Genomic DNA, 19,262 nt, shown 5'->3' with positions numbered 1-19,262 from the left:
ATACATTTACCTTTTAGAGGAGGAGTTTTACGAAATGGCAAAGTACACAAGAGAAGATATCGTAAAATTAGTAAATGAGGAAAACGTCAAGTACATCCGCCTGCAATTTACCGACATTCTTGGAACAATCAAGAACGTTGAGATTCCTGTAAGCCAGCTTCAAAAAGCACTTGATAATAAGGTCATGTTTGATGGATCTTCCATTGAAGGTTTCGTTCGCATCGAAGAATCAGATATGTACCTGTATCCTGATCTAAATACATTTGTTATCTTCCCATGGACAGCTGAAAAAGGTAAAGTAGCACGTTTCATCTGTGATATTTACAATCCGGATGGCACACCTTTCGAAGGTGACCCGCGAAACAACTTAAAACGGATTCTGAAAGAAATGGAAGACCTGGGCTTCAGTGATTTCAACCTTGGACCTGAGCCTGAATTCTTCTTATTCAAATTAGACGAAAAAGGCGAGCCGACGCTTGAACTAAACGACAAAGGCGGATATTTCGACTTAGCTCCAACTGACCTGGGAGAAAACTGCCGCCGCGATATCGTTCTTGAACTGGAAGAGATGGGCTTTGAAATTGAAGCATCTCACCACGAGGTAGCGCCTGGCCAGCACGAAATCGACTTCAAATATGCGGGTGCCGTCCGCTCTTGTGACGACATCCAAACGTTTAAATTAGTTGTTAAAACCATTGCCCGCAAACACGGTCTGCATGCGACATTTATGCCAAAACCATTATTCGGTGTGAACGGTTCAGGTATGCACTGCAATCTATCACTCTTCAAAGATGGTGTTAACTCATTCTATGATGCAAACGCTGATCTTCAGTTAAGTGAAACAGCGAAACACTTCATTGCAGGTATCGTGAAGCACGCAACAAGCTTTACAGCAGTAACAAATCCGACAGTAAACTCTTACAAACGTCTTGTTCCTGGCTATGAAGCACCTTGCTACGTTGCATGGAGCGCGCAAAACAGAAGCCCGCTTATTCGTATCCCGGCTTCCCGCGGCATCAGCACACGTGTTGAAGTGCGCAGCGTAGATCCAGCTGCGAATCCGTACCTTGCACTTAGCGTCTTGCTTGCTGCAGGTTTAGACGGAATCAAAAACAAACTAGAAGCGCCAGCTCCAATCGACCGCAACATCTATGTGATGAGCAAAGAAGAGCGCATGGAAAACGGAATCGTCGACCTGCCTGCAACACTGGCTGAAGCGTTAGACGAATTCAAATCAAACGAAGTGATGGTCAAAGCCCTGGGCGAGCACCTATTCGAGCACTTCATCGAAGCAAAAGAAATCGAGTGGGATATGTTCCGCACGCAAGTACATCCTTGGGAACGCGAACAGTATATGTCTCAGTATTAATCTTTCAATCCCTTGGCACTATTGGTGTCAGGGGATTTTTTTGATTAGTTAACAATTTTAATAGCTTAATATAAATCATAGAGTGCCCACAAAACACCCACAAAAAAACAATAAAAATTACTCCATAATTGTGGAGATATAATCCTCGTAAATATTCATTGAACAAACAGCATGAGTGCTACGGAGGGCATGGCCAACCGTTGATTGATAGTAATAATGCGTCTGGAAGGTTGTATTTAGGTAAAAAGTTTAACAAAAGATTTAAAAATTAAACTCAGGACAGAATATAATGTAACCCCTCATGTGGATTAGAAATCAGGAATATATTATTTGTTAATTCCTAGTATAGATTGATTGCTTCTGAATAGTTTAATGTAACATAAAAATGGTGGAAAAAGCCCCTCTCATAGAGAGGGGCCTTTAACTAATTAAGGTGCTGTTCCGCAATCGACTTTGTATTCGTCCTCTGTTACTTTCTTTGAATAACAGAGATAAGGAGTTTGACCAGTTTCATTTTTCCAAGCATTAAATAACATCAAAGAATAAAGACTTCCTGATGATTTGTCACTTTCCCTTTTTTGAAGGATTGTGAAATAGCTTTGATAGGGGTATCCCATTTTATAGATTTCGTGTCTTATGGCTCCTTCTTCTGAAGAAGTATAGAACAAAACTGGGGAAAGGGAAGGCATTAAAATTAATATGATTAATACTGTTGCTAAAATAGATAGCAATGTTTTGATCCTTTTTTTATTTTTCCTCCTATGCGGCCTATATTGTTAGAGAGAAACTTTGTTTTTGGTGAAGAAAAAGTAGATACAGGATAATAATGCTTCCAAGAAACAAAGTCTTCCATCAGAAAGCAAAGTGGTATCTAAGACAAAACTTCTACGCTTCATTATGAGAATGAAGGTGACGATTCGTCAAATATAAAGAATCACAAGCAAGAAATTGAAAAAAAAAAAGGAACTGTCAACGCGACAAAAATCTGAATCAGAAAAGATCAACGGGTCGGAAGTCTCTGCATCTGCATCTGCTGTAAAAGGATATAAACGTTGGAAAGCCAAGGAATACGCTGACAATTATGCTTTGTCTCAAATAAAAATTATAAAAATGGAGACTGTACTAACGTTGTGTCTCAGGCTTTAAGAGCGGGTTCAATGCCTAATTTCAAAGAGTGAAAGCCTTATACAAATGCATGGATTAATGCAGGTTCTTTTAGAAACTATATTTTAGAACCTGACAGTATAAAAAGGAAAGCCGATACCTTTCCTTTGTAACCCGGTGTTTCATCTTTTGTCATGCCTGTTTCAAGCCACATCTCAAAAGTGAAAAATCACCAACGCCTGTTTTTTTATCACAACTTTAATGGAACTTTCCAAATTTAATTAGGTATAAGTCTTAGAGAATCACATAGCTCATAGGAGGTAAATAACAATGAGTAAGATTTGGAAGAACAGTGATTATGATCCTTTTAGGTTAAAAGACATTAGAGAAGAAGAAATAAAAAAGATCGAAAAAAAGTTGAAATTGAATTTGCCCGAAGCATATAAGAAATTGATCATTCAACAAAATGGTGGATTGATTCATTTTAATGCGTTCCCAACAGATCAGGAAACATCTTGGGCAGACGACCATATTGAAGTTGATCATATTAGAGGAATAGGAAAGGATCTGGGGATCTTAGAAAGTGAATATCTAATAAAAGAGTGGGGTCTACCACAAAGATTATTGTTAATACAGGGGGATGGACATAATTGGGTTGCTTTAGATTATCGCCAAACTAATGAAAATCCACCTGTTCATTACTTTGACTTTGAATTAAATAAAGACTTTAAGATTTCAGATTCATTTGGTGAATTTTTATCTAAACTCTATATACATGAGTACGAAGAAGTTCAGGATGACGAAAATGCAGAGTTTGATCAAATTTATAGTATTAATTCAGATGATCCGGATGCTATTCAGAAGGAAGAAGTCGAAAAAATTCTGGCTAATAAGAACCCTATAGAGAATCATAGGATTTCTCTTTTTCCAATCCAAAGTGTTGAAGACCTAGAGTGGTTGCTGAACAATATTAAACATAATTCCATAGGGGCAGAAGGTGACATGGCTTTTGAATTGGCTGACGTATTGATGTCGGTTGTTTCTTCATACTCACACCAAATAAAGTCGAATAATTTAAAAACTATGGTTCAAGAAGCTGCTCAGGCGTTAGGAAAGTCCAGAAATGAAGATACTGAGATTATATTAGATCAACTTAAAGACTTTTTGTAAATTATAAACTCACCATGTAAAAAAGATAGCCACAAAGGGTTTTCGGTGATCATGATCCTTTCCCTTACATGGTACTAGTGATTTTTTCGAGTGAATCCATACGTGAGAAATAGCGGAGAGATACACTCCATTTCTCTTGTCGAAATGAAATGTAAGTTTTATTTTTAGTACCTAGGCGGAGACTTTTTGGGTAAGATTAATAAAGAAGGACAGACTTTCTGGTTACTCAAAGATAACTCGGAAATATTAGTAGACATAGATTGATCATTAAAAATGAATTTTTAACTAATGCAAAGAAATTAGATGAGACCAGAAAGCCATTTACAGGTAAGGAAATAACTCTCCCTTGGCTAAATAAAGAAACGGTTGCAGGTAACTTTCTGCAATTTTTTATGGAAGAGCTTGAAGAAGCAAAAGAAAATTGGGATGAGAATGAAGATTGGGAAGATTATGTGAGAAAAATTACATATGATGGTTAATCTCTCGCTAAGGGAGCTTTTTCAATCATGGGTTTTGACGAAGTAATAAAAATAAGGAGCAATTTTATGTTGGTAAATTTATTAGAGGAAATTCGGAAAACTGAAGCAAAATATGAAGATGAACGGAGGAAAAGGTAAAATGGCAGTTACTTATTGGACAGGGGAAAATCTTACACTACGAGCGATTCAACCTGAAGATATCGTTATATTTGAATCTTTAGATGATGAAATTCTACGTAATATGGACTCGCTCCATTTTCCTCGTTCAGCTAATAAAATGAGAGAATGGATAGAAGAACAATTGGAAAAAGATGAATTCCGTTTTATTGCAGTTGATAGAGATAATAATATCGTTGGTATGATTGAAACCTTTGATTGTGACAGGAAAAATGGTACCTTTGATTATTATCTGGCTGTATTTGAGCCATATAGAGGTAAAGGATACGCCAAAGAAATGATCTTGATGGTTCTTCGCTTTTTCTTTTTAGAGCTAGCCTATCAAAAAGTAAATATAACTGTATATTCTTTTAATAATCCATCCATGCGTTTGCATGAAAAATTAGGTTTCATGAAAGAGGGACAACTAAGAAATATCATTTTCACTAAAGGAGCTTATTATGATGGTATTTGCTTTGGGATGACAAGTGAAGAATTTGAACTGAATCATGGATGATAACACTTGGTCATCGATAAAGTCCTGTTCCAAATAAAATAATCGTTTTATCCATAAAGCAATAGTAGATGTTGGCGCACCTCGGCTCTGGTAACAGTGGCAATACCAGAAGGCTGACATCTGTCTAAATCAGAAAAGACTATTTAATGGAATGATATATGTTAAAATTAGAGAAAATCAAATCATAAATGAAGGAGGCTTAAATATGTCTACAGAAATGATTTCCATCGTAGCTATAGTATCTATAGTTATATGGAGTGCGGTATCCCGAGAGATAGTAAAATCTTCAAAAGAGAATGGTAAAGGGAAAAACGGACGAAAAATAATAACTTTAATGGCTGCCGGTACCCTATCAACACTACTTCTGACCATCTCACTTTTTCAGAATATTCATTTTTAAAAAATACGGTTTAGCTGACAATGAGAAATAAATTCAAAAAGAAATGACAGTAAGTGATACATAAATAATCAGCTGCACCAATTAGGTGCAGCTGTTTTAATTTATATCGATTTCATCTCATAACTGTTGATTCTACTGTTTTCTGTCGTCCTCGGTCAGTTCTCTTTTCTATGAGTATGTCTTCCATTTTGAACCCAGTATACATTATAGACGTATTACAGTCAGATCAATTTCCTTTCTGATTCTTGTCCAATTTGCAAATAGTTTCATAGCTTCCTTAAACAGGCCGAAATAAACAATTCGTTGCTTTTCTTTTAAACCACTTGTAATATGCTTCAAACACTTTTTCATTCATCAAGTAAATCACTGTCTTTTGCCGAGTATTACTCAATCTCTGAAACTTTTTTGTTAGTTGTCACGAACTTTACGAATATCAATTTGCGTAATGTAGGGTCTTCGGTTGCTTGTTAAATAGCATCTGTACTGCCATGAAAGCGAGGATGGTCATCCCGAAAAAACTGCCCATCCAAGGGCTTGCTCGGTTTTTAATCTAAGTAGACCTAACCTTATTTGTATATGATCTTCCAAATAATCTGTGGATGAGGTGTGTTTTTTCCTCTCCTTGAAAAATCCTTCTTTCATTTCTGTTATTAATTTAATAATTATTATACTATTTTCCCGCTTGACTTTTTTACTGTAGCCTTTTAAAGTATGGAATGTTGCTAAGACTGTGTTTAACGGCTTAGATATTGAAATTAGAGGTGGCTACTTAGATGAAACAAAATGGAAATCCTTGGGCGCTATTGCCACTAGTATTATTTGTAGGGCTTTTTGTCGGCTCCGGTGTATTGACTGGAGATTTCTATAAATTGCCAATATTGATTGCAGCTATTATAGCATCTGCTTTTGCGCTTTTATTTAACCAGAAGCAATCGCTCAATCAAAAAATAGAATGGTTTGCTTCCGGTGCGGGACATCCTGATATTATTATGATGGTTATCATCTTTATATTAGCAGGTGCTTTTGCTTCTGCAGCTGAGGCGATGGGAGCGGTACACTCAACCGTCAACCTTGCTTTGAGCATTATTCCGCAGCAGTTTATACTGCCAGGGCTTTTTATCATTGCTTGTTTTATTTCTGTTTCGATGGGAACATCAATGGGGACGATTGCAGCAGTTACTCCAATTAGCGCCGGTTTGAGCGGAGAGCTTGGCTTGCCCACTGCAATCGCTATTGCAGCTGTTGTCGGGGGAGCTATGTTTGGAGATAATCTTTCTTTTATTTCGGATACAACCATCGCGGCAGTACGGTCACAAAAAACACAAATGATGGATAAATTTAAAACGAATTTTTTGATCGTTTTGCCTGCTGCTATCATAACTGTCATTTTATTATTTTTTATACCGGCAGGACATGTAGGACATATCGGAGCTGAATCCTACAGCTGGTTTAAAGTCCTTCCTTATGTTGCCGTGTTAGTCTTTGCGTTAATTGGTTTTAATGTGGTGGCTGTCATTTTTGGCGGATTGATCTTAACAGGAATTATAGGGTTTGCAAGCGGCAGCTTGACGCTTGAGTCCTATTTTAAATCAATTACGGATGGAATTGCCGGAATGTCTGATCTTATTATCCTTTCCATGTTAATTGGTGGAATGGTTGGCATTATGAAACAAAATGGAGGGATTGACTTTTTACTGAGGTTTATTTCTAAAAGAATCCATTCGAAAAAAGGTGCTGAAGCCGGTATTGCCGGATTGGTCAGCGTTACGAACCTAGCTACTGCCAATAATACGATTGCTATTATTGCAGCTGGGCCGATTGCCAAAAATATCTCTGATGAATTTAAAATCGACAATCGAAAGTCGGCAAGTATCTTAGATATCTTTTCCTGCGTGGTACAAGGCCTAATTCCTTATGGGGCGCAGATGTTATCAGCTGGGAAGTTTGGAAATATTTCGCCTGTCAGCATCTTGCCATACTCTTTCTATCCTGTTTTAATCGGGTTCTGCGGCATCATAGCCATTATATTCGGTCTACCAAAATTCACAAGAAATAAGAAATAAAGAAAAAAAGGTACCAAACGGTATCTTTTTCTTTTTTAATCTATAATGCGTCAAAACATATAGAAATGATAAAAAGAAAGATAGAGATTGTAATAAAAAGCTTTCATAATTTATTATGTTGAGGGCCTAGTGGGTGAATAACCAGTCCCTCCGGCCACACAAAAAATAACAAGGGTTTTGCGCCCTTGTTATTTTTTGTGTCTTTAGATAGGAAATAGTATTACCAACATTTACATCGAACTTTTGTTCCTATTTATATTGAATAGAGAACATTCGTTCTGTTAATATTAGATCAATAAAGGAGTGAGCCTAATTGCTTAGAGATCGAGGGACAATCAAATGGACATCAATGATGCTCCCAGAACACTTAACACAGCTTAAACAAGACTTACTTGATGTATCAAAAATTGAAAAGCCGTCCTTAGACGCTCAACAAATTGAAGAGATGGATATTCTTGTTTCTGAAGCACTTGAATTAAATAAAGAGCTGGTATTCAAGCTTTTTAACAACGGATTCGTTGAAAATGTTACCGGCAGAGTCCATTACATTAATTTTGAGGAACAAAAGCTACACGTTAAAGATCAGAACGACAATACAGTTTATATCAACATGAATAACATCATAGGAGTTACATACAATGATTGATTACTCACAATTTCCACGTAAGAATATACTTTGTGTCGATATGAAATCCTTTTATGCTTCTGTATCGGCTGTCACAATGGGTTTAAACCCTTTAACATGCTATCTTGCTGTTGTAGGGAATACGGAGAGACAGGGAAGTGTAGTGTTAGCTGCATCTCCTGCACTTAAAAAAGATTTTGGAATCAAAACAGGGTCGAGACTATTTGAGATACCTGAAGATCCAAGAATACACATTGTAAATCCGCAAATGAAGCTTTTCATCAGAGTTTCGACTGAGATTACAAAGCTGTTTTACAGATTTGTTCCTGAGAAATGTGTCCATACGTATTCAATTGATGAATCTTTTTTAGATGCAGGAAAAGAAGATCCTGAAGAAATGGCCAAAGCAATCCAAAACAGCATGTGGAGAGAATTTGGTTTGATGTGCACAGTAGGCATTGGAGATAATATGTTGCTCAGTAAGCTTGCGCTTGACCTGGAGAGTAAGAAAACAAAGAGTGGTATTGCACGTTGGAGATATGAAGATGTGCCAAATAAACTCTGGAAGGTTCGACCTTTGTCTAAAATGTGGGGGATAGGAGGGAGGATGGAAAGAAACCTAAATCGGATGGGAATATCGACTGTAGGTCAGTTAGCCAAATTTCCTATAGAGCTACTTGAGAAGAAATTTGGAATAATGGGGAACCAGTTGTATTATCATGCTCATGGAATCGATTTATCTGAAATAGGTGCTCCGTTGATGCAGGGTCAGATTAGTTTCGGTAAGAGTCAGATTTTACTGAGGGATTATACAAGGAGAGAAGAGATTAAGGCTGTTCTGTTAGAGATTTGTGAGGAAGTCGCAAGAAGGGCGCGTACACACAATAAAGTTGGTCGAACAATCAGCCTTGGAATTGGATACAGCAAGGATGAGCTTGGTGGTGGATTCCATCGATCCAAAACAATTGATCTTCCCACAAATATCACGATGGATATTTATAAATGCTGCTTGATGCTTTTTAATAAGTTTTACTCGGATAAAACAGTGAGAAGTATCTCAGTTACGTTATCAAATATTGAGGATGATGTTCATCAGCAGTTGAGTTTATTTGAAGTGGATAACGAGAAGAGAAGAAAGCTTGGATTCGTTATGGATGGAATTAGAAGCAAATACGGATCGAAAGCGATACTAAGAGCAGTTTCTTACACACCTGCAGGAACTGCGCTTTACAGAGCTGGGCTTACTGGTGGACATCAATCATAAATATAAATACTGGATTGTTGAGATGAATCGAGCTAAACTCTGGTTCTTCTTTAATTTAAAAGTGGGAGACCGTACAACCATAGGAGTGTTATAAGAACAGTGGCCCAATTATTAATAGGACAATCACCTATGCAACACTTTTGCAATAGTCTATTGAAGTTAGGAGGCTATTGTATGACAAACTTAATTAGAGGTAGTGAAGACGTTTGCCAAGAATGTCTTTTACCTTGGCAAAGGGATGCACTGAATGCTTTTCGTAACAAAATGAAAGACAAAGAACATCTTTTTCCATGTATTCCAGCTACTCAATCTTTCTCACTTGGGCATCTCAGGTATGGATTTGTAGGCCAACCTCAAAAAGATCAAACATCCCTAGAACTAGCCAACTTACTAAAAGAGTTCACGATAAACTGTAGGAATTACGGGAAGTACACAACGTTGATTATATTCTTTGACACACCTCAAGATCTTATTAATAACAGCAGCGTAGAGGATTTTGAATTACTGTTCTGGGAGCAACTTAACAAATTACATGACCTAGATGAGAAAGATTGGCCCATTCATATTCCAAAAAATCCATCAGATCATGAATGGGAATACTGTTTTCATGGGGAACAGTATTTTATGTATTGTGCCACCCCTAAGCATGAAGAGAGAAAGAGTAGGCATTTTCCTTATATGATGATGGCCATTACTCCACGTTGGGTTCTTCAAGAATTTAATAAGAACGAAAAATACGCTAAAAAGATGAAAGAACAGGTAAGAAAAAGAATGACTAAATATGATACCATTTCCATTCATCCTGCTTTAAACAGTTACGGAAATGTAGATAATCACGAATGGAAACAGTATTTCCTAAGGGATAATGATACAGAACTACCTAAATGTCCATTCTTAAGAAGCTTAACTGACAAAGAAAATAGAAACTAGTTTTGAAATGAATTTTCAAAAGTTAGAACAATTTATCAAGATGTGCGAAACATATTCTAAAATGTTGATTGCAACAGAAAAAACTACTGCTCTGAGTCAGTAGTTTTTTCTATTTTTTTTATAAATATATACGTTCGAAGGCAATCCGGAAGCTTACAGAAGTATGTGATCGGCATCCACTTCTCATTACAATCATAAGAGCCTGGCTAGATTGCGGCAGCAGGCTCTTATCACATTTGGCATTATTTTTTTGTATAGCGCACCCAGTCGTAATGAGCGTATAGCGGTGTCACACCATTGTAGGAACCGAGCCATTCATCTACACCCGTACCATTCCACAAGTTCATCATGATCTTACCTGGTGTTGTCGGAATTTGGCTTGTCGCAGTATGTTTTAATTGCCCATCGACATACCATTTAATAGAGTTTGGCTGCCAATCAAACGCATATGTATGATAGGCGTTGGCAGCATCAAATCCGAGATCCACGAGCTTCTCATGGTTTCCTACACCATTTGTATAATAGTTAAATTGAACCTTTGTTGTGTCTTTTCCTAAAAATTCGATATCAATCTCATCCCAAGGAGTTCCATCTGTTGGACCTGTGTAAGTGAAGAACGATGAAACGATTCCTGGGTTTTTAGCTGGTTTCATCCTGACTTCATAAAGCCCATAGCCATATGTTTGAACAGAGCGGTTTTCCCCGCAGTCAAACTTGTTATAAGATGGACTTGTTAGCGCCAAACGCATTTCACCTAATGACGTCATTGATACGTTATTTGCACGCCAAGTGCAGTTGAACATATTTCCATTCGAATAACCATTTGCACTTTGCCAAAATCCGGAGTTATAGCCGTTAAAAGGGTCAAAAAACGATCCACCTGTTTGAGCCGAGGCAGTAGAAGTGAATGCAGACAAACTCATAAACAACCCAGTGACAAAAAGCAACAACACTCGTTTCATACGATTAGACATTTTAGCATCCCCCTTTTTTTGAAAACGTTTTATATCGATCATACATGATTCTTTTAAAAAGGAACATCGGTCAAAATAATGATAGATCAGCACTTATTCTACAATAAGGGTCATTCAGTCGAGAACATTGAGGATTAAGAAAATGGCTAAGTATTGTTGCAACAAACAGTGCGCATTTAATTTCCTACATAAAAGACCGCCTAGGAAGAAATATCTTGTTTAAAACAAGTGAAAAAGGAGCTGAAAAGCTCCTTAAGTTTAAATAACTTTTGTATATATAGCTATGTAAAACCCGATTGAGTAATCAAAGTAATGACGTGTAAGGGTATAAGTATATCCGTTGTATTCAATAGATGGTTCGAAGTTCATTGGTACGGGACTCATGCGGTATATAGTGTCATAATCATATTCATCATTTTTTACTGCAGCTTCAGACGAATTACTAGCTGCTAATGCAGGAACCGCGGATATTAGTATGCCAAATGATAAAGCAAAACTCAATAAAATTTTTTTAAGATTCAATTACACCAACTCCATTTACATTTATATACATGTATTGTATGTTAACTGGAAAATGTTTTGGAAGTGAATAATGGATCATAAAAGGTTAAAATCTTGATTTTAAAGGAATTGGTGCAGTAGGCGACAGTCGTTATAAATGTAAATTAGAAACTATCTTGCTCGGTTGGGAAACGGTCGTATTTGGTTTTTGCAACATTCTTTCCGGATCAGGATTCACAATCGCTCATCTAATAGGCTGTAGCAAATTACACCATTTCATTTCTCTATCCATTTAGTTGCGGTAAATATGTTTATCACTTTCTTTTATGAAGCTTTTCCAGAGGAATTAACTTTTCGAGGGACAGTGTACTGAGGAACGTTTATTTCCTATGAAGAAATTGTGCCGGGTACAGGAGCGCTGTTCGCGGTCTTTTTTTGTTGGTTATTGTCGGTACTCTAATATTAATATCTGCTGTAATAATTCATCGAAATATTATTCAATAGCTTAAGAAAAAGAAAGACACCCAAGTGTTTGACATCTGAATAAACAGCAGTTTAATTAAACATAATCTCTTTGTATAATAAAGGAAAAGTACGGAGGGATTACCATGAAAATCTTAAACTTTAAAGTTGATAATTCTTTCTTTGAATGACATGCACCATTTACTGCTAATAAGGCCTTTCAATTATAATATTCACCTGGATATGCTCATGATGAATAAAGCGATACTCAAGATAGATGGCTATATAAATTTCTTAATTAAGGATACATACCTTATAGATAAAGGTCGCAATTCAATTTATTGTATTTATCACTTTGAAGAAACAAAGTAAATATATTTTTAAAGGAGCTCTAGTCTGTCTAAATTTAAGTAACTATTCAGGAGGTAGGTATGTTGATTTTAACAATAGAAATTATCGTATCGTTAACTGTATTAGGGTTATTTGCGTGGACTTTTAAAAGACAAAAAAATGTTGATGATGATGTGTTTAATTATGCTAGATATATGATTTATTTGCTTTTAGCTGAAGTTGCTATATATCTTGTATTTCAAATTGTTTAAGGGTAAAACAACAGTTTTAGAGAGGGAACTAACTTAATGACAATGTTAAATGAAAAACATGCTTCTATATATACGGAAAAAACTTTAAATGAAAAACATGAGACACTTCAAGACTATAATCTATTTATGAATATGAAAAAGACATCGAAAATGTGATGATGACAAATCTAATTAACTGAATAAAACATGTATTTTAAAGTTGGAGGGTCTAGACAATGTTGAGGAAGCTTACGTTATGAATGGGGTAATAACATGCAAGTTTTAAGGATCATATTTGTTCATGTCTTGTCAGCGTTATCAGCTGCTGTTGTTTATGTTTTTGGCATTAATCATGATGGCTACGTTCCATACTTCTTAATAAGTGTTATACTCTATCTCTTTTATTTAATGTTTGCGGCACCTGTTCAATATTTCTTAAATCGCAAGCCAAAAAGGTTTAACCTCAATTATTTACTCATATACATATTCTTTTCCTTCTTAGTATGGTTATTTTTCGCTGTAATAACTGACCCAAAAAACACCTTAGACTTTCTAATGGGATACGAAATTTACTTATTGAGCATCTCATTTGCTGTAATCTTTTGGATCTGGGACTCAATTTTTCTGCAAAACAAGGCAAAGACAACAGCTAAGTAACGTAAGTATCACAATATCAATCGAAAAATAAACCTAAAATTCCCATTGATATTGTGATACTCTATTTTAAGTTGCAAGGGATAGGGGATGAGTGTGTAGAAATGAATCCCTCTTATTAAGCAAAAAATCTACACGTACATTACTGGAGTTGATACCTTAAAAATTTCGCCATCTCTTATATAAAAACGGGGGACACGGCGACTTAATGTAGACACCACTTCATAGTTGATCGTATTAAGCATTTCAGCAACTTCATCAATGGGAATCTCAGCTCCCTTTTGGTGACCGTAAATCACAACTTCCTCTCCTTGTTTGCCTTCACTCTCTCCTAAACTAACCATGATCATATCCATTGTCACTCTTCCCACCACCGGCACTCGTTTTCCGCGGTGAAGAACAAACCCGCGATTGGAAAGTGCGCGAGAATAACCGTCAGCATAGCCGACCGGGAGTGTCGCAATGACTTCTTCGGGTTCTGCGATGTATGTAGCACCATAACTAATGGTTCGGGGTTCTGTCCGCATGGTTTTCACATAAGCGATGCGCGCCTTTAAACTTAATGCAGGTTCGAGCTTAACGAGGTTTAGTTGTTTGATATAGTCTGAAGGATATAAACCATATAAACCGATACCTAAACGAATCATATCAGCACTATATTCAGGAAAAGCGATAGCTGCAGCCGTGTTGCTCATGTGCACGGTGGGCAGTTCAATGCCGTGGTTCTTTAAAAAGCTGAGAAAATTGATGAATTTTTCGTGCTGTAGCTTAGTTAGTGTGGTGTCAGCTTCATCCGCTGTAGAAAAATGTGTAAAGATACCTGACCATCTTAGGAATTTACTTTCTGTTAATGCTTCCACTACTGCTAAAAGCTTTTCTTTTGTGCGTACACCTAATCGACCCATTCCAGTATCCACATTTATATGAATACCCAAACGACTAGTACTCTCTTCGTTTTCCAATATTCTGTTAGCTTTTTTAATCCAATCAACCTGAAATGCTGATAATTCTATATTCCAAGCTGCTGACTTTTTCACACAACTAAGGGATGTAAAACCAAGCACAAGGATAGGTGCTGTAATTCCTGCTTTTCGTAAAACGATTCCTTCCTCCACGCTGGCCACAGCGAGCTCACTCGCCCCGTGTTCCAGTGCATGTCGCGCCACTTCTACTGACCCATGACCATAACCGTTCGCTTTCACGACAGCCATAATTTTGCTCTTTTTTGGTATATGATGGCGTATTGCTCGCACATTTTTTTTTATGGCATCAAGATTTACTTCGATCCAAACTTCTCGGCAAAGCTTTGTCATCGACGCTTCCTTCCTTCTTATAGAGTAGTATAAAGCGCATTTAGCCGTTCAATAAATTCTTAAAATCAATGGTTGGATGCTTTCAATTTGATTTTATTCAACCTTAACTGAAATCATTCAACAGCAAACACTTGATCTAACGAGTAGATGCTAACCGACGGCCGAAGCTGTCAGTACTCTCGTTTTTAATTCTTTTTTTTGCGGATTGTTTAATTTTTATTTTCTTTACTTCGAGCAACTGATACATAAGGCTTGTAAAGAGATGAGGATCGATACGGTGACCGAGGATAAGGTAGTACAGCTAAATAAAAATAGTGCTCATGATTCTGACATTTGTTTTGATGTCAACCAATGGGTAGTGAAGAGATATGGTGGATGCTGAAGCAGACATTGACTAAAATCTCTTAAGCAAAAGAACTGCAATTACAATTGTTCAAGCTTTCTTAGCGAGGGCACTGATTGTTGTTTGCATTGACTTTTGTGTTCAAACAAAGACCAGACGCTTGAGAACGCTATGATAAGTTGAAATACATCAAAGGATAAGCTCCTGCTCATACTAATTGTCGGGAGGTGCCGACTTATGATACAAATTTGGATCATTGGCCTTTTATTATTAGCTCAGCCCAGCGAGCCATCTGACAGTTTAACAATTACACAACAAGGACGGAAGATTGCCACTGTTAATCGCGAAGATTTTACGATGCCTTTTCCCGGGACCCCAATGATTGATCATAAAAAATACTGTAAGTTCATCAAACGGCTTGATCAACAAATTTACCGGGAGCCCATAAACGCCAAACTTAACGATCAAGGAATTATCATCCCTGGGAAAATGGGTTACAGACTTTATCAACAGGCGTTTAAGGAGAAATTTTACGCCTATTTCTTTGGTCGTGGTCCATCCAATATAGAAGTGCCGGAATTAAACATTTATCCGAAAGTTGACAGCGAGTTGCTTGCTCACATCAGTACGCAGCAGCTAGGCCAGTATGTAACTTATTTTAATTCAAGCAATAAAAGCCGTTCACACAATATTTCCCTTTCTGCACAAGCAATTGACAATCATGTTGTTTTTCCAAATGAGACGTTTTCTTTTAATCAAGTAGTTGGGATGAGAACGCAGGATAAAGGATACATGCGAGCGCCTATTATTGTAAAGGGTGAGTTGTCCGAAGGTGTAGGTGGGGGAATTTGTCAGGTGTCATCAACTTTATTTAATGCTGTCGATCGTGCGGGGCTGCAAATCGTTCAACGTTATTCTCATACAAGAAGCGTACCATATGTGCCGTCCGGACGTGATGCCACCGTAAGCTGGGGAGGCCCTGACTTTCGCTTTCATAATCAATATAACCAACCGGTCTTAATTCGGGCCAAACGAAATGAGGGAAGTATGATTGTTACGCTTTATTCCTCTGATGTCATCAATAACAAACTGCGAAAAGTTCCCAAAGCGCCATCACAGCTTCCAAAAGAAATAAATGCCGAGCGTTAAATGACATAAGCTATTCATTCACCTTATTCAACCTGACGACTTCCTTTATGGGAGGTTGAGTTAGAAAGACATAAGATTAAGTCCAAATGACTGAGTTCTCTAAACGAGAGCTGCTGTTGATATAAATCATTACTTCCTGGTCGAAATCTTACTGAAATAGCCCTCTATTTTTCCGGCAGCTATTTATAAAGAAAAAAGCAACAATTTAAATCGTTGCTTTTTACAGTTTATCTTATTCAGAATTTCGTATGCCCATTCCTTACTATGTAGGATCCGACTTTTATAAAAGAAGATTCTTAACAATTATAAAAATGGACTAGTATCTACCCTAGTGGAATTTTTCCTCTTCACTTGTTTTAACGTTGCGACTATAAGAAAGCTGACAATCACTAACAAGAGCCATGAACTCACTTTTCCTAGATGAACAAGACTCCATGCATCGGTTTGGTTTGGGTATTCCCAAGCCCCAAAAAACGTTGCGATATTTTCGGCTATCCATATAAAAAATCCGATGAGCATAAATGAAAGGGCGAGTGGCATACGATAACGAGTTCCATTCACCTCGTATGTGACCCATGATTGCCAAAAAACAATCATGACAAGTCCGGATAACCAAAAGCGGACGTCAATCCAATAATGGTGGATGAAAAAATTCAAATAAATCGCAGCGGCAAGAGGTACCACGGCCCAAAACGGCGGCCACTTAATCAGTTCAACCTTAAGCCTCCTCCATGCCTGGCAAAGATAACTGGCTACACTTGCGTACATGAAGCCGCTATACAAAGGTACTCCAAAAATTTTGGAATATCCCTCCTCCGGATAAGACCAGGAGCCCATATGTACCTTGAAAAGTTCAAGAGCAAGTCCAATCAGGTGGAACATTGTGATTACCTTTAGTTCATCCCGAGTTTCAAGTCCGGAATACAGCATCCACCATTGCATAAGAAGGCAGATGATGAGCAGCCAGTCATACCGTGGCAGGAGGGGAAACGGCATGATTTGTGTAATTGCCAAAGAGGCAAAAATAACGACAGGAAACAGACATGATAGGGCCTGCTCCCAGCCAAAACAAATGAGCTGTTTAAATGCTTTCATGAATTTTGCCTCCAAAGTTAGCTAAATAGACATAGGGTTATGTGCATAGAATCACCGCCGAGTCATTATCTTTTCCATTCATAATGATTCCTGCTTTATTAATCATGGGTGTCTTCATCACTTTGGTATTCCAAAATATCTCCTGGCTGACATTCTAAAGCCTTACAAATCGCCTCTAAAGTTGATAATCGAATCGCCTTTGCCTTTCCATTTTTCAATATAGAAAGATTAGCCATCGTAATTCCAACCTTCTCAGACAGTTCCGTTACGCTCATTTTCCTTTTAGCCAGCATCACATCAATATTGATGATAATCGCCATTGTTTTCACCTCAGACTGTTAAATCATTTTCTGATTTTATATCTATAGCTTCTTGCAAAAGCCTTTGGAGAACAGCAGCAAAGACTGCGATAACCATTGAGGCAAATATAAGGACCAATCCGATTAGTATGATACCTGGAGCGTCGTCCATCTCCGCGATGAGATAGAAGAGCGGCATGCCTGCCACAAGTAAAAGACTGATTGTGATTGCACTGTATTTTATTTTTTTTAAAGCTCTTACTGATAATTCCGAGAAAGCTTTATTCCGGTCAATATAGCTTAAAAGTGTAAAGGCTTGATACAGCGCGAAATAAAAAGGTATTGCCGCTGCATACAAATCGATATAAATGAGATATTTTAGATAAGAAATATCTGGATACAATTCCGCTGCAAAGTTCGCTATCTCTGGCACCAAAAATATGCACAAAGCAAGAACTGGAATGCCAATCAGAATAACAGCTATCCTTAAAAAGAGTGTTGATCCTCGTTTCATAAAAAGCACCTCACCTAATATTGTCGATTTGAATGTAGCATATTATTTATCGTTTTACAATAAAAAAATATTGAAAAAGATGATTTCTTTGTTGTTTTAGAGCTATTCTTTTCATTTTGGGCAAGAAAAAAGCATTTCTCATTACAGAGAAATGCTCAATATCTTTAATCGATTTAATTTAAACATTGTGCGGATAACTGAACCATTGGTGTAAAAATAACGCATGGCACATAAGGGATTGTTTTTTAATCATGTACATGTTCGTTTTATAAAGCTTAGGCGAAGGTGAGATATAAAGCAATCTGTCAGGGCGCTTAATGGGGTTCAATAAGCTCAGGTGAATTGTTTTTAGGTGAGTTAACGAATGATGAAACCTGGTATGCTTCCATGTCATTATCATCATATGGCAGCAGTAAGCTTTTGAGATAATCGGGATCTGTATTTTTAGGGTTCAGCCATTCTTTCTCATGTTCGCAACTCAATATAACCGGCATTCGATCATGGATGACCTCCATAAGCTCATTAGGTTTTGTCGTAATGATTGTACAAGTGTAGAGCGGATGACCTTCAGGTGTATTCCATTTTTCGTATAAGCCGGCAAAACCAAATAGGTTAGATGATTTAAGTTTTATACGCATAGGAATCTTTGTCTTTGGATCAAAGCGTTTCCATTCATAAAAGCTGTCAGCCGGAATGATGCAGCGTTTGCTGACAAGCGGTTTTCGAAAGCTGGTCTTCTCGGCCAATGTTTCGGCACGAGCATTAATCATTTTATAACCGATTTTTTCATTTTTAGCCCAAGGAGGAATAAGACCCCATCTTAATTTTCCAAGGCGGTTGCTTGAGCCATCATTAATAATAGTAAGAATGTTTTGTGATGGCGCGATATTATAGCTTGGGTGATATTCGTCTTCAGGCAAGAAGTGATCTATGTTGAATTGCTCAATGATGTCTTCAAATGCTGAGAATAAGGTGAATCTGCCACACATGTTCATCATCCTTTTGGTTTTTGGAATATTGTACTGGATTGGTATATGAAAATCAAAAAGGGGATTGTGAAGCAGCAAAATGTTAAAGATTTGGTGTGTGGTTTAGGTGGAAGTGGAAAGAAAAAGCTATTTGGAGGAGAGCGGAATAGCAAATATCTGAAATGCAAAATAAGAACAGATCTACAGTGGATGGCATGTAAAGAATGTAACTATTTCGAAAACCTTTCAGCTAAACAAAAAAAGGTAGATCTTTAAGTAATACAGAAGGAAATGTGGAAAATAGCGACATGGTATGGAATGAGATTAATTAT

Annotated in this window: 22 protein-coding genes; 14 read left to right on the top strand and 8 right to left on the bottom strand. The window is 37.3% G+C overall.

All coding sequences use genetic code 11. The annotated features are described in order from the left end of the window. The first annotated feature begins 34 nt into the window (after window positions 1-34). Window positions 35-1,369: a type I glutamate--ammonia ligase gene (gene glnA / locus V6D42_RS05655; protein WP_010334346.1), complete on the top strand. Its 1,335-nt coding sequence runs from the start codon at window positions 35-37 to the stop codon at window positions 1,367-1,369. 428 nt (window positions 1,370-1,797) lie between these two features. On the opposite strand, the gene V6D42_RS05650 is transcribed toward glnA, so the two are convergent. Further along, window positions 1,798-2,058: a hypothetical protein gene (locus V6D42_RS05650; RefSeq protein ID WP_333513124.1), complete on the bottom strand. Its 261-nt coding sequence runs from the start codon at window positions 2,056-2,058 to the stop codon at window positions 1,798-1,800. A gap of 441 nt (window positions 2,059-2,499) precedes the next feature. Between V6D42_RS05650 and V6D42_RS20315 the strand changes: the two genes are divergently transcribed. The 9 genes from V6D42_RS20315 (at window position 2,500) to V6D42_RS05610 (ending at window position 10,077) form a co-directional block, all read left to right on the top strand. After that, window positions 2,500-2,547, top strand: a complete 48-nt coding sequence (locus tag V6D42_RS20315; RefSeq protein WP_442893208.1) for a hypothetical protein — start codon at window positions 2,500-2,502, stop codon at window positions 2,545-2,547. A gap of 256 nt (window positions 2,548-2,803) precedes the next feature. Next, window positions 2,804-3,643, top strand: coding sequence for an SMI1/KNR4 family protein (locus V6D42_RS05645; protein WP_333512633.1), 840 nt, complete (start codon window positions 2,804-2,806; stop codon window positions 3,641-3,643). A gap of 260 nt (window positions 3,644-3,903) precedes the next feature. After that, window positions 3,904-4,122 carry a hypothetical protein gene (locus tag V6D42_RS05640; RefSeq protein ID WP_333513146.1) on the top strand — a complete coding sequence of 73 codons (219 nt, stop codon included), beginning with the start codon at window positions 3,904-3,906 and terminating at the stop codon, window positions 4,120-4,122. Between the two features lie 139 nt (window positions 4,123-4,261). After that, window positions 4,262-4,795, top strand: coding sequence for a GNAT family N-acetyltransferase (locus V6D42_RS05635; protein ID WP_333512632.1), 534 nt, complete (start codon window positions 4,262-4,264; stop codon window positions 4,793-4,795). A gap of 205 nt (window positions 4,796-5,000) precedes the next feature. Then, the gene (locus V6D42_RS05630; RefSeq protein ID WP_333512631.1) at window positions 5,001-5,195 is read left to right on the top strand and encodes a hypothetical protein; all 195 of its coding nucleotides are present in this window, start codon (window positions 5,001-5,003) and stop codon (window positions 5,193-5,195) included. Window positions 5,196-5,968: 773 nt separating this feature from the next. Continuing rightward, window positions 5,969-7,258, top strand: a complete 1,290-nt coding sequence (locus V6D42_RS05625) for a Na+/H+ antiporter NhaC family protein (protein ID WP_333512630.1) — start codon at window positions 5,969-5,971, stop codon at window positions 7,256-7,258. 352 nt (window positions 7,259-7,610) lie between these two features. Continuing rightward, window positions 7,611-7,904: a YolD-like family protein gene (locus V6D42_RS05620; RefSeq protein ID WP_333513123.1), complete on the top strand. Its 294-nt coding sequence runs from the start codon at window positions 7,611-7,613 to the stop codon at window positions 7,902-7,904. Further along, on the top strand, window positions 7,897-9,147 hold the full coding sequence (locus V6D42_RS05615) for a Y-family DNA polymerase (RefSeq protein ID WP_333512629.1): 1,251 nt from the start codon (window positions 7,897-7,899) through the stop codon (window positions 9,145-9,147). Before V6D42_RS05620 ends, V6D42_RS05615 begins: the two co-directional genes overlap by 8 nt. A 174-nt stretch (window positions 9,148-9,321) precedes the next feature. After that, window positions 9,322-10,077, top strand: a complete 756-nt coding sequence (locus V6D42_RS05610) for a YqcI/YcgG family protein (protein ID WP_333512628.1) — start codon at window positions 9,322-9,324, stop codon at window positions 10,075-10,077. A 242-nt stretch (window positions 10,078-10,319) separates the two neighbouring features. Here the strand turns inward: V6D42_RS05610 and bglS are convergent, their stop codons facing one another. Then, window positions 10,320-11,051, bottom strand: coding sequence for a beta-glucanase (gene bglS / locus V6D42_RS05605; RefSeq protein WP_333512627.1), 732 nt, complete (start codon window positions 11,049-11,051; stop codon window positions 10,320-10,322). A gap of 258 nt (window positions 11,052-11,309) precedes the next feature. Further along, window positions 11,310-11,573 (bottom strand): hypothetical protein, encoded by a 264-nt coding sequence (locus V6D42_RS05600; protein ID WP_333512626.1) that lies wholly within the window; start codon window positions 11,571-11,573, stop codon window positions 11,310-11,312. Window positions 11,574-12,445: 872 nt separating this feature from the next. On the opposite strand from V6D42_RS05600, the gene V6D42_RS05590 reads away from it, so the two are divergent. Together V6D42_RS05590 and V6D42_RS05585 are read left to right on the top strand one after the other, a co-directional pair. Continuing rightward, the gene (locus V6D42_RS05590) at window positions 12,446-12,616 is read left to right on the top strand and encodes a hypothetical protein (protein WP_333512625.1); all 171 of its coding nucleotides are present in this window, start codon (window positions 12,446-12,448) and stop codon (window positions 12,614-12,616) included. 252 nt (window positions 12,617-12,868) lie between these two features. Then, window positions 12,869-13,252: a UPF0715 family protein gene (locus V6D42_RS05585; RefSeq protein WP_333512624.1), complete on the top strand. Its 384-nt coding sequence runs from the start codon at window positions 12,869-12,871 to the stop codon at window positions 13,250-13,252. Window positions 13,253-13,380: 128 nt separating this feature from the next. On the opposite strand, the gene alr is transcribed toward V6D42_RS05585, so the two are convergent. Next, window positions 13,381-14,562, bottom strand: coding sequence for an alanine racemase (gene alr, locus V6D42_RS05580; RefSeq protein ID WP_333512623.1), 1,182 nt, complete (start codon window positions 14,560-14,562; stop codon window positions 13,381-13,383). A gap of 580 nt (window positions 14,563-15,142) precedes the next feature. On the opposite strand from alr, the gene V6D42_RS05575 reads away from it, so the two are divergent. Continuing rightward, window positions 15,143-16,054: a VanW family protein gene (locus V6D42_RS05575; protein ID WP_333512622.1), complete on the top strand. Its 912-nt coding sequence runs from the start codon at window positions 15,143-15,145 to the stop codon at window positions 16,052-16,054. 303 nt (window positions 16,055-16,357) lie between these two features. On the opposite strand, the gene V6D42_RS05570 is transcribed toward V6D42_RS05575, so the two are convergent. From V6D42_RS05570 to V6D42_RS05555, 4 genes are all read right to left on the bottom strand, one after another. After that, on the bottom strand, window positions 16,358-17,149 hold the full coding sequence (locus tag V6D42_RS05570) for a DUF817 domain-containing protein (protein ID WP_333512621.1): 792 nt from the start codon (window positions 17,147-17,149) through the stop codon (window positions 16,358-16,360). Between the two features lie 98 nt (window positions 17,150-17,247). Continuing rightward, window positions 17,248-17,469, bottom strand: coding sequence for a helix-turn-helix domain-containing protein (locus tag V6D42_RS05565; RefSeq protein ID WP_229147484.1), 222 nt, complete (start codon window positions 17,467-17,469; stop codon window positions 17,248-17,250). Between the two features lie 10 nt (window positions 17,470-17,479). After that, window positions 17,480-17,962: a DUF2975 domain-containing protein gene (locus V6D42_RS05560; RefSeq protein ID WP_333512620.1), complete on the bottom strand. Its 483-nt coding sequence runs from the start codon at window positions 17,960-17,962 to the stop codon at window positions 17,480-17,482. A gap of 314 nt (window positions 17,963-18,276) precedes the next feature. Then, the gene (locus tag V6D42_RS05555; RefSeq protein WP_333512619.1) at window positions 18,277-18,951 is read right to left on the bottom strand and encodes an SOS response-associated peptidase; all 675 of its coding nucleotides are present in this window, start codon (window positions 18,949-18,951) and stop codon (window positions 18,277-18,279) included. Window positions 18,952-18,996: 45 nt separating this feature from the next. Between V6D42_RS05555 and V6D42_RS05550 the strand changes: the two genes are divergently transcribed. Continuing rightward, window positions 18,997-19,206 (top strand): hypothetical protein, encoded by a 210-nt coding sequence (locus V6D42_RS05550; RefSeq protein WP_168747930.1) that lies wholly within the window; start codon window positions 18,997-18,999, stop codon window positions 19,204-19,206. Window positions 19,207-19,262 lie beyond the last annotated feature (56 nt).

Source organism: Bacillus sp. 0909A, from assembly GCF_036765115.1.
Lineage (GTDB): Bacteria > Bacillota > Bacilli > Bacillales > Bacillaceae > Bacillus > Bacillus mojavensis.
Note: the sequence above shows the minus strand (reverse complement) of the source record. Positions and strands in the feature narration are given on the sequence as shown.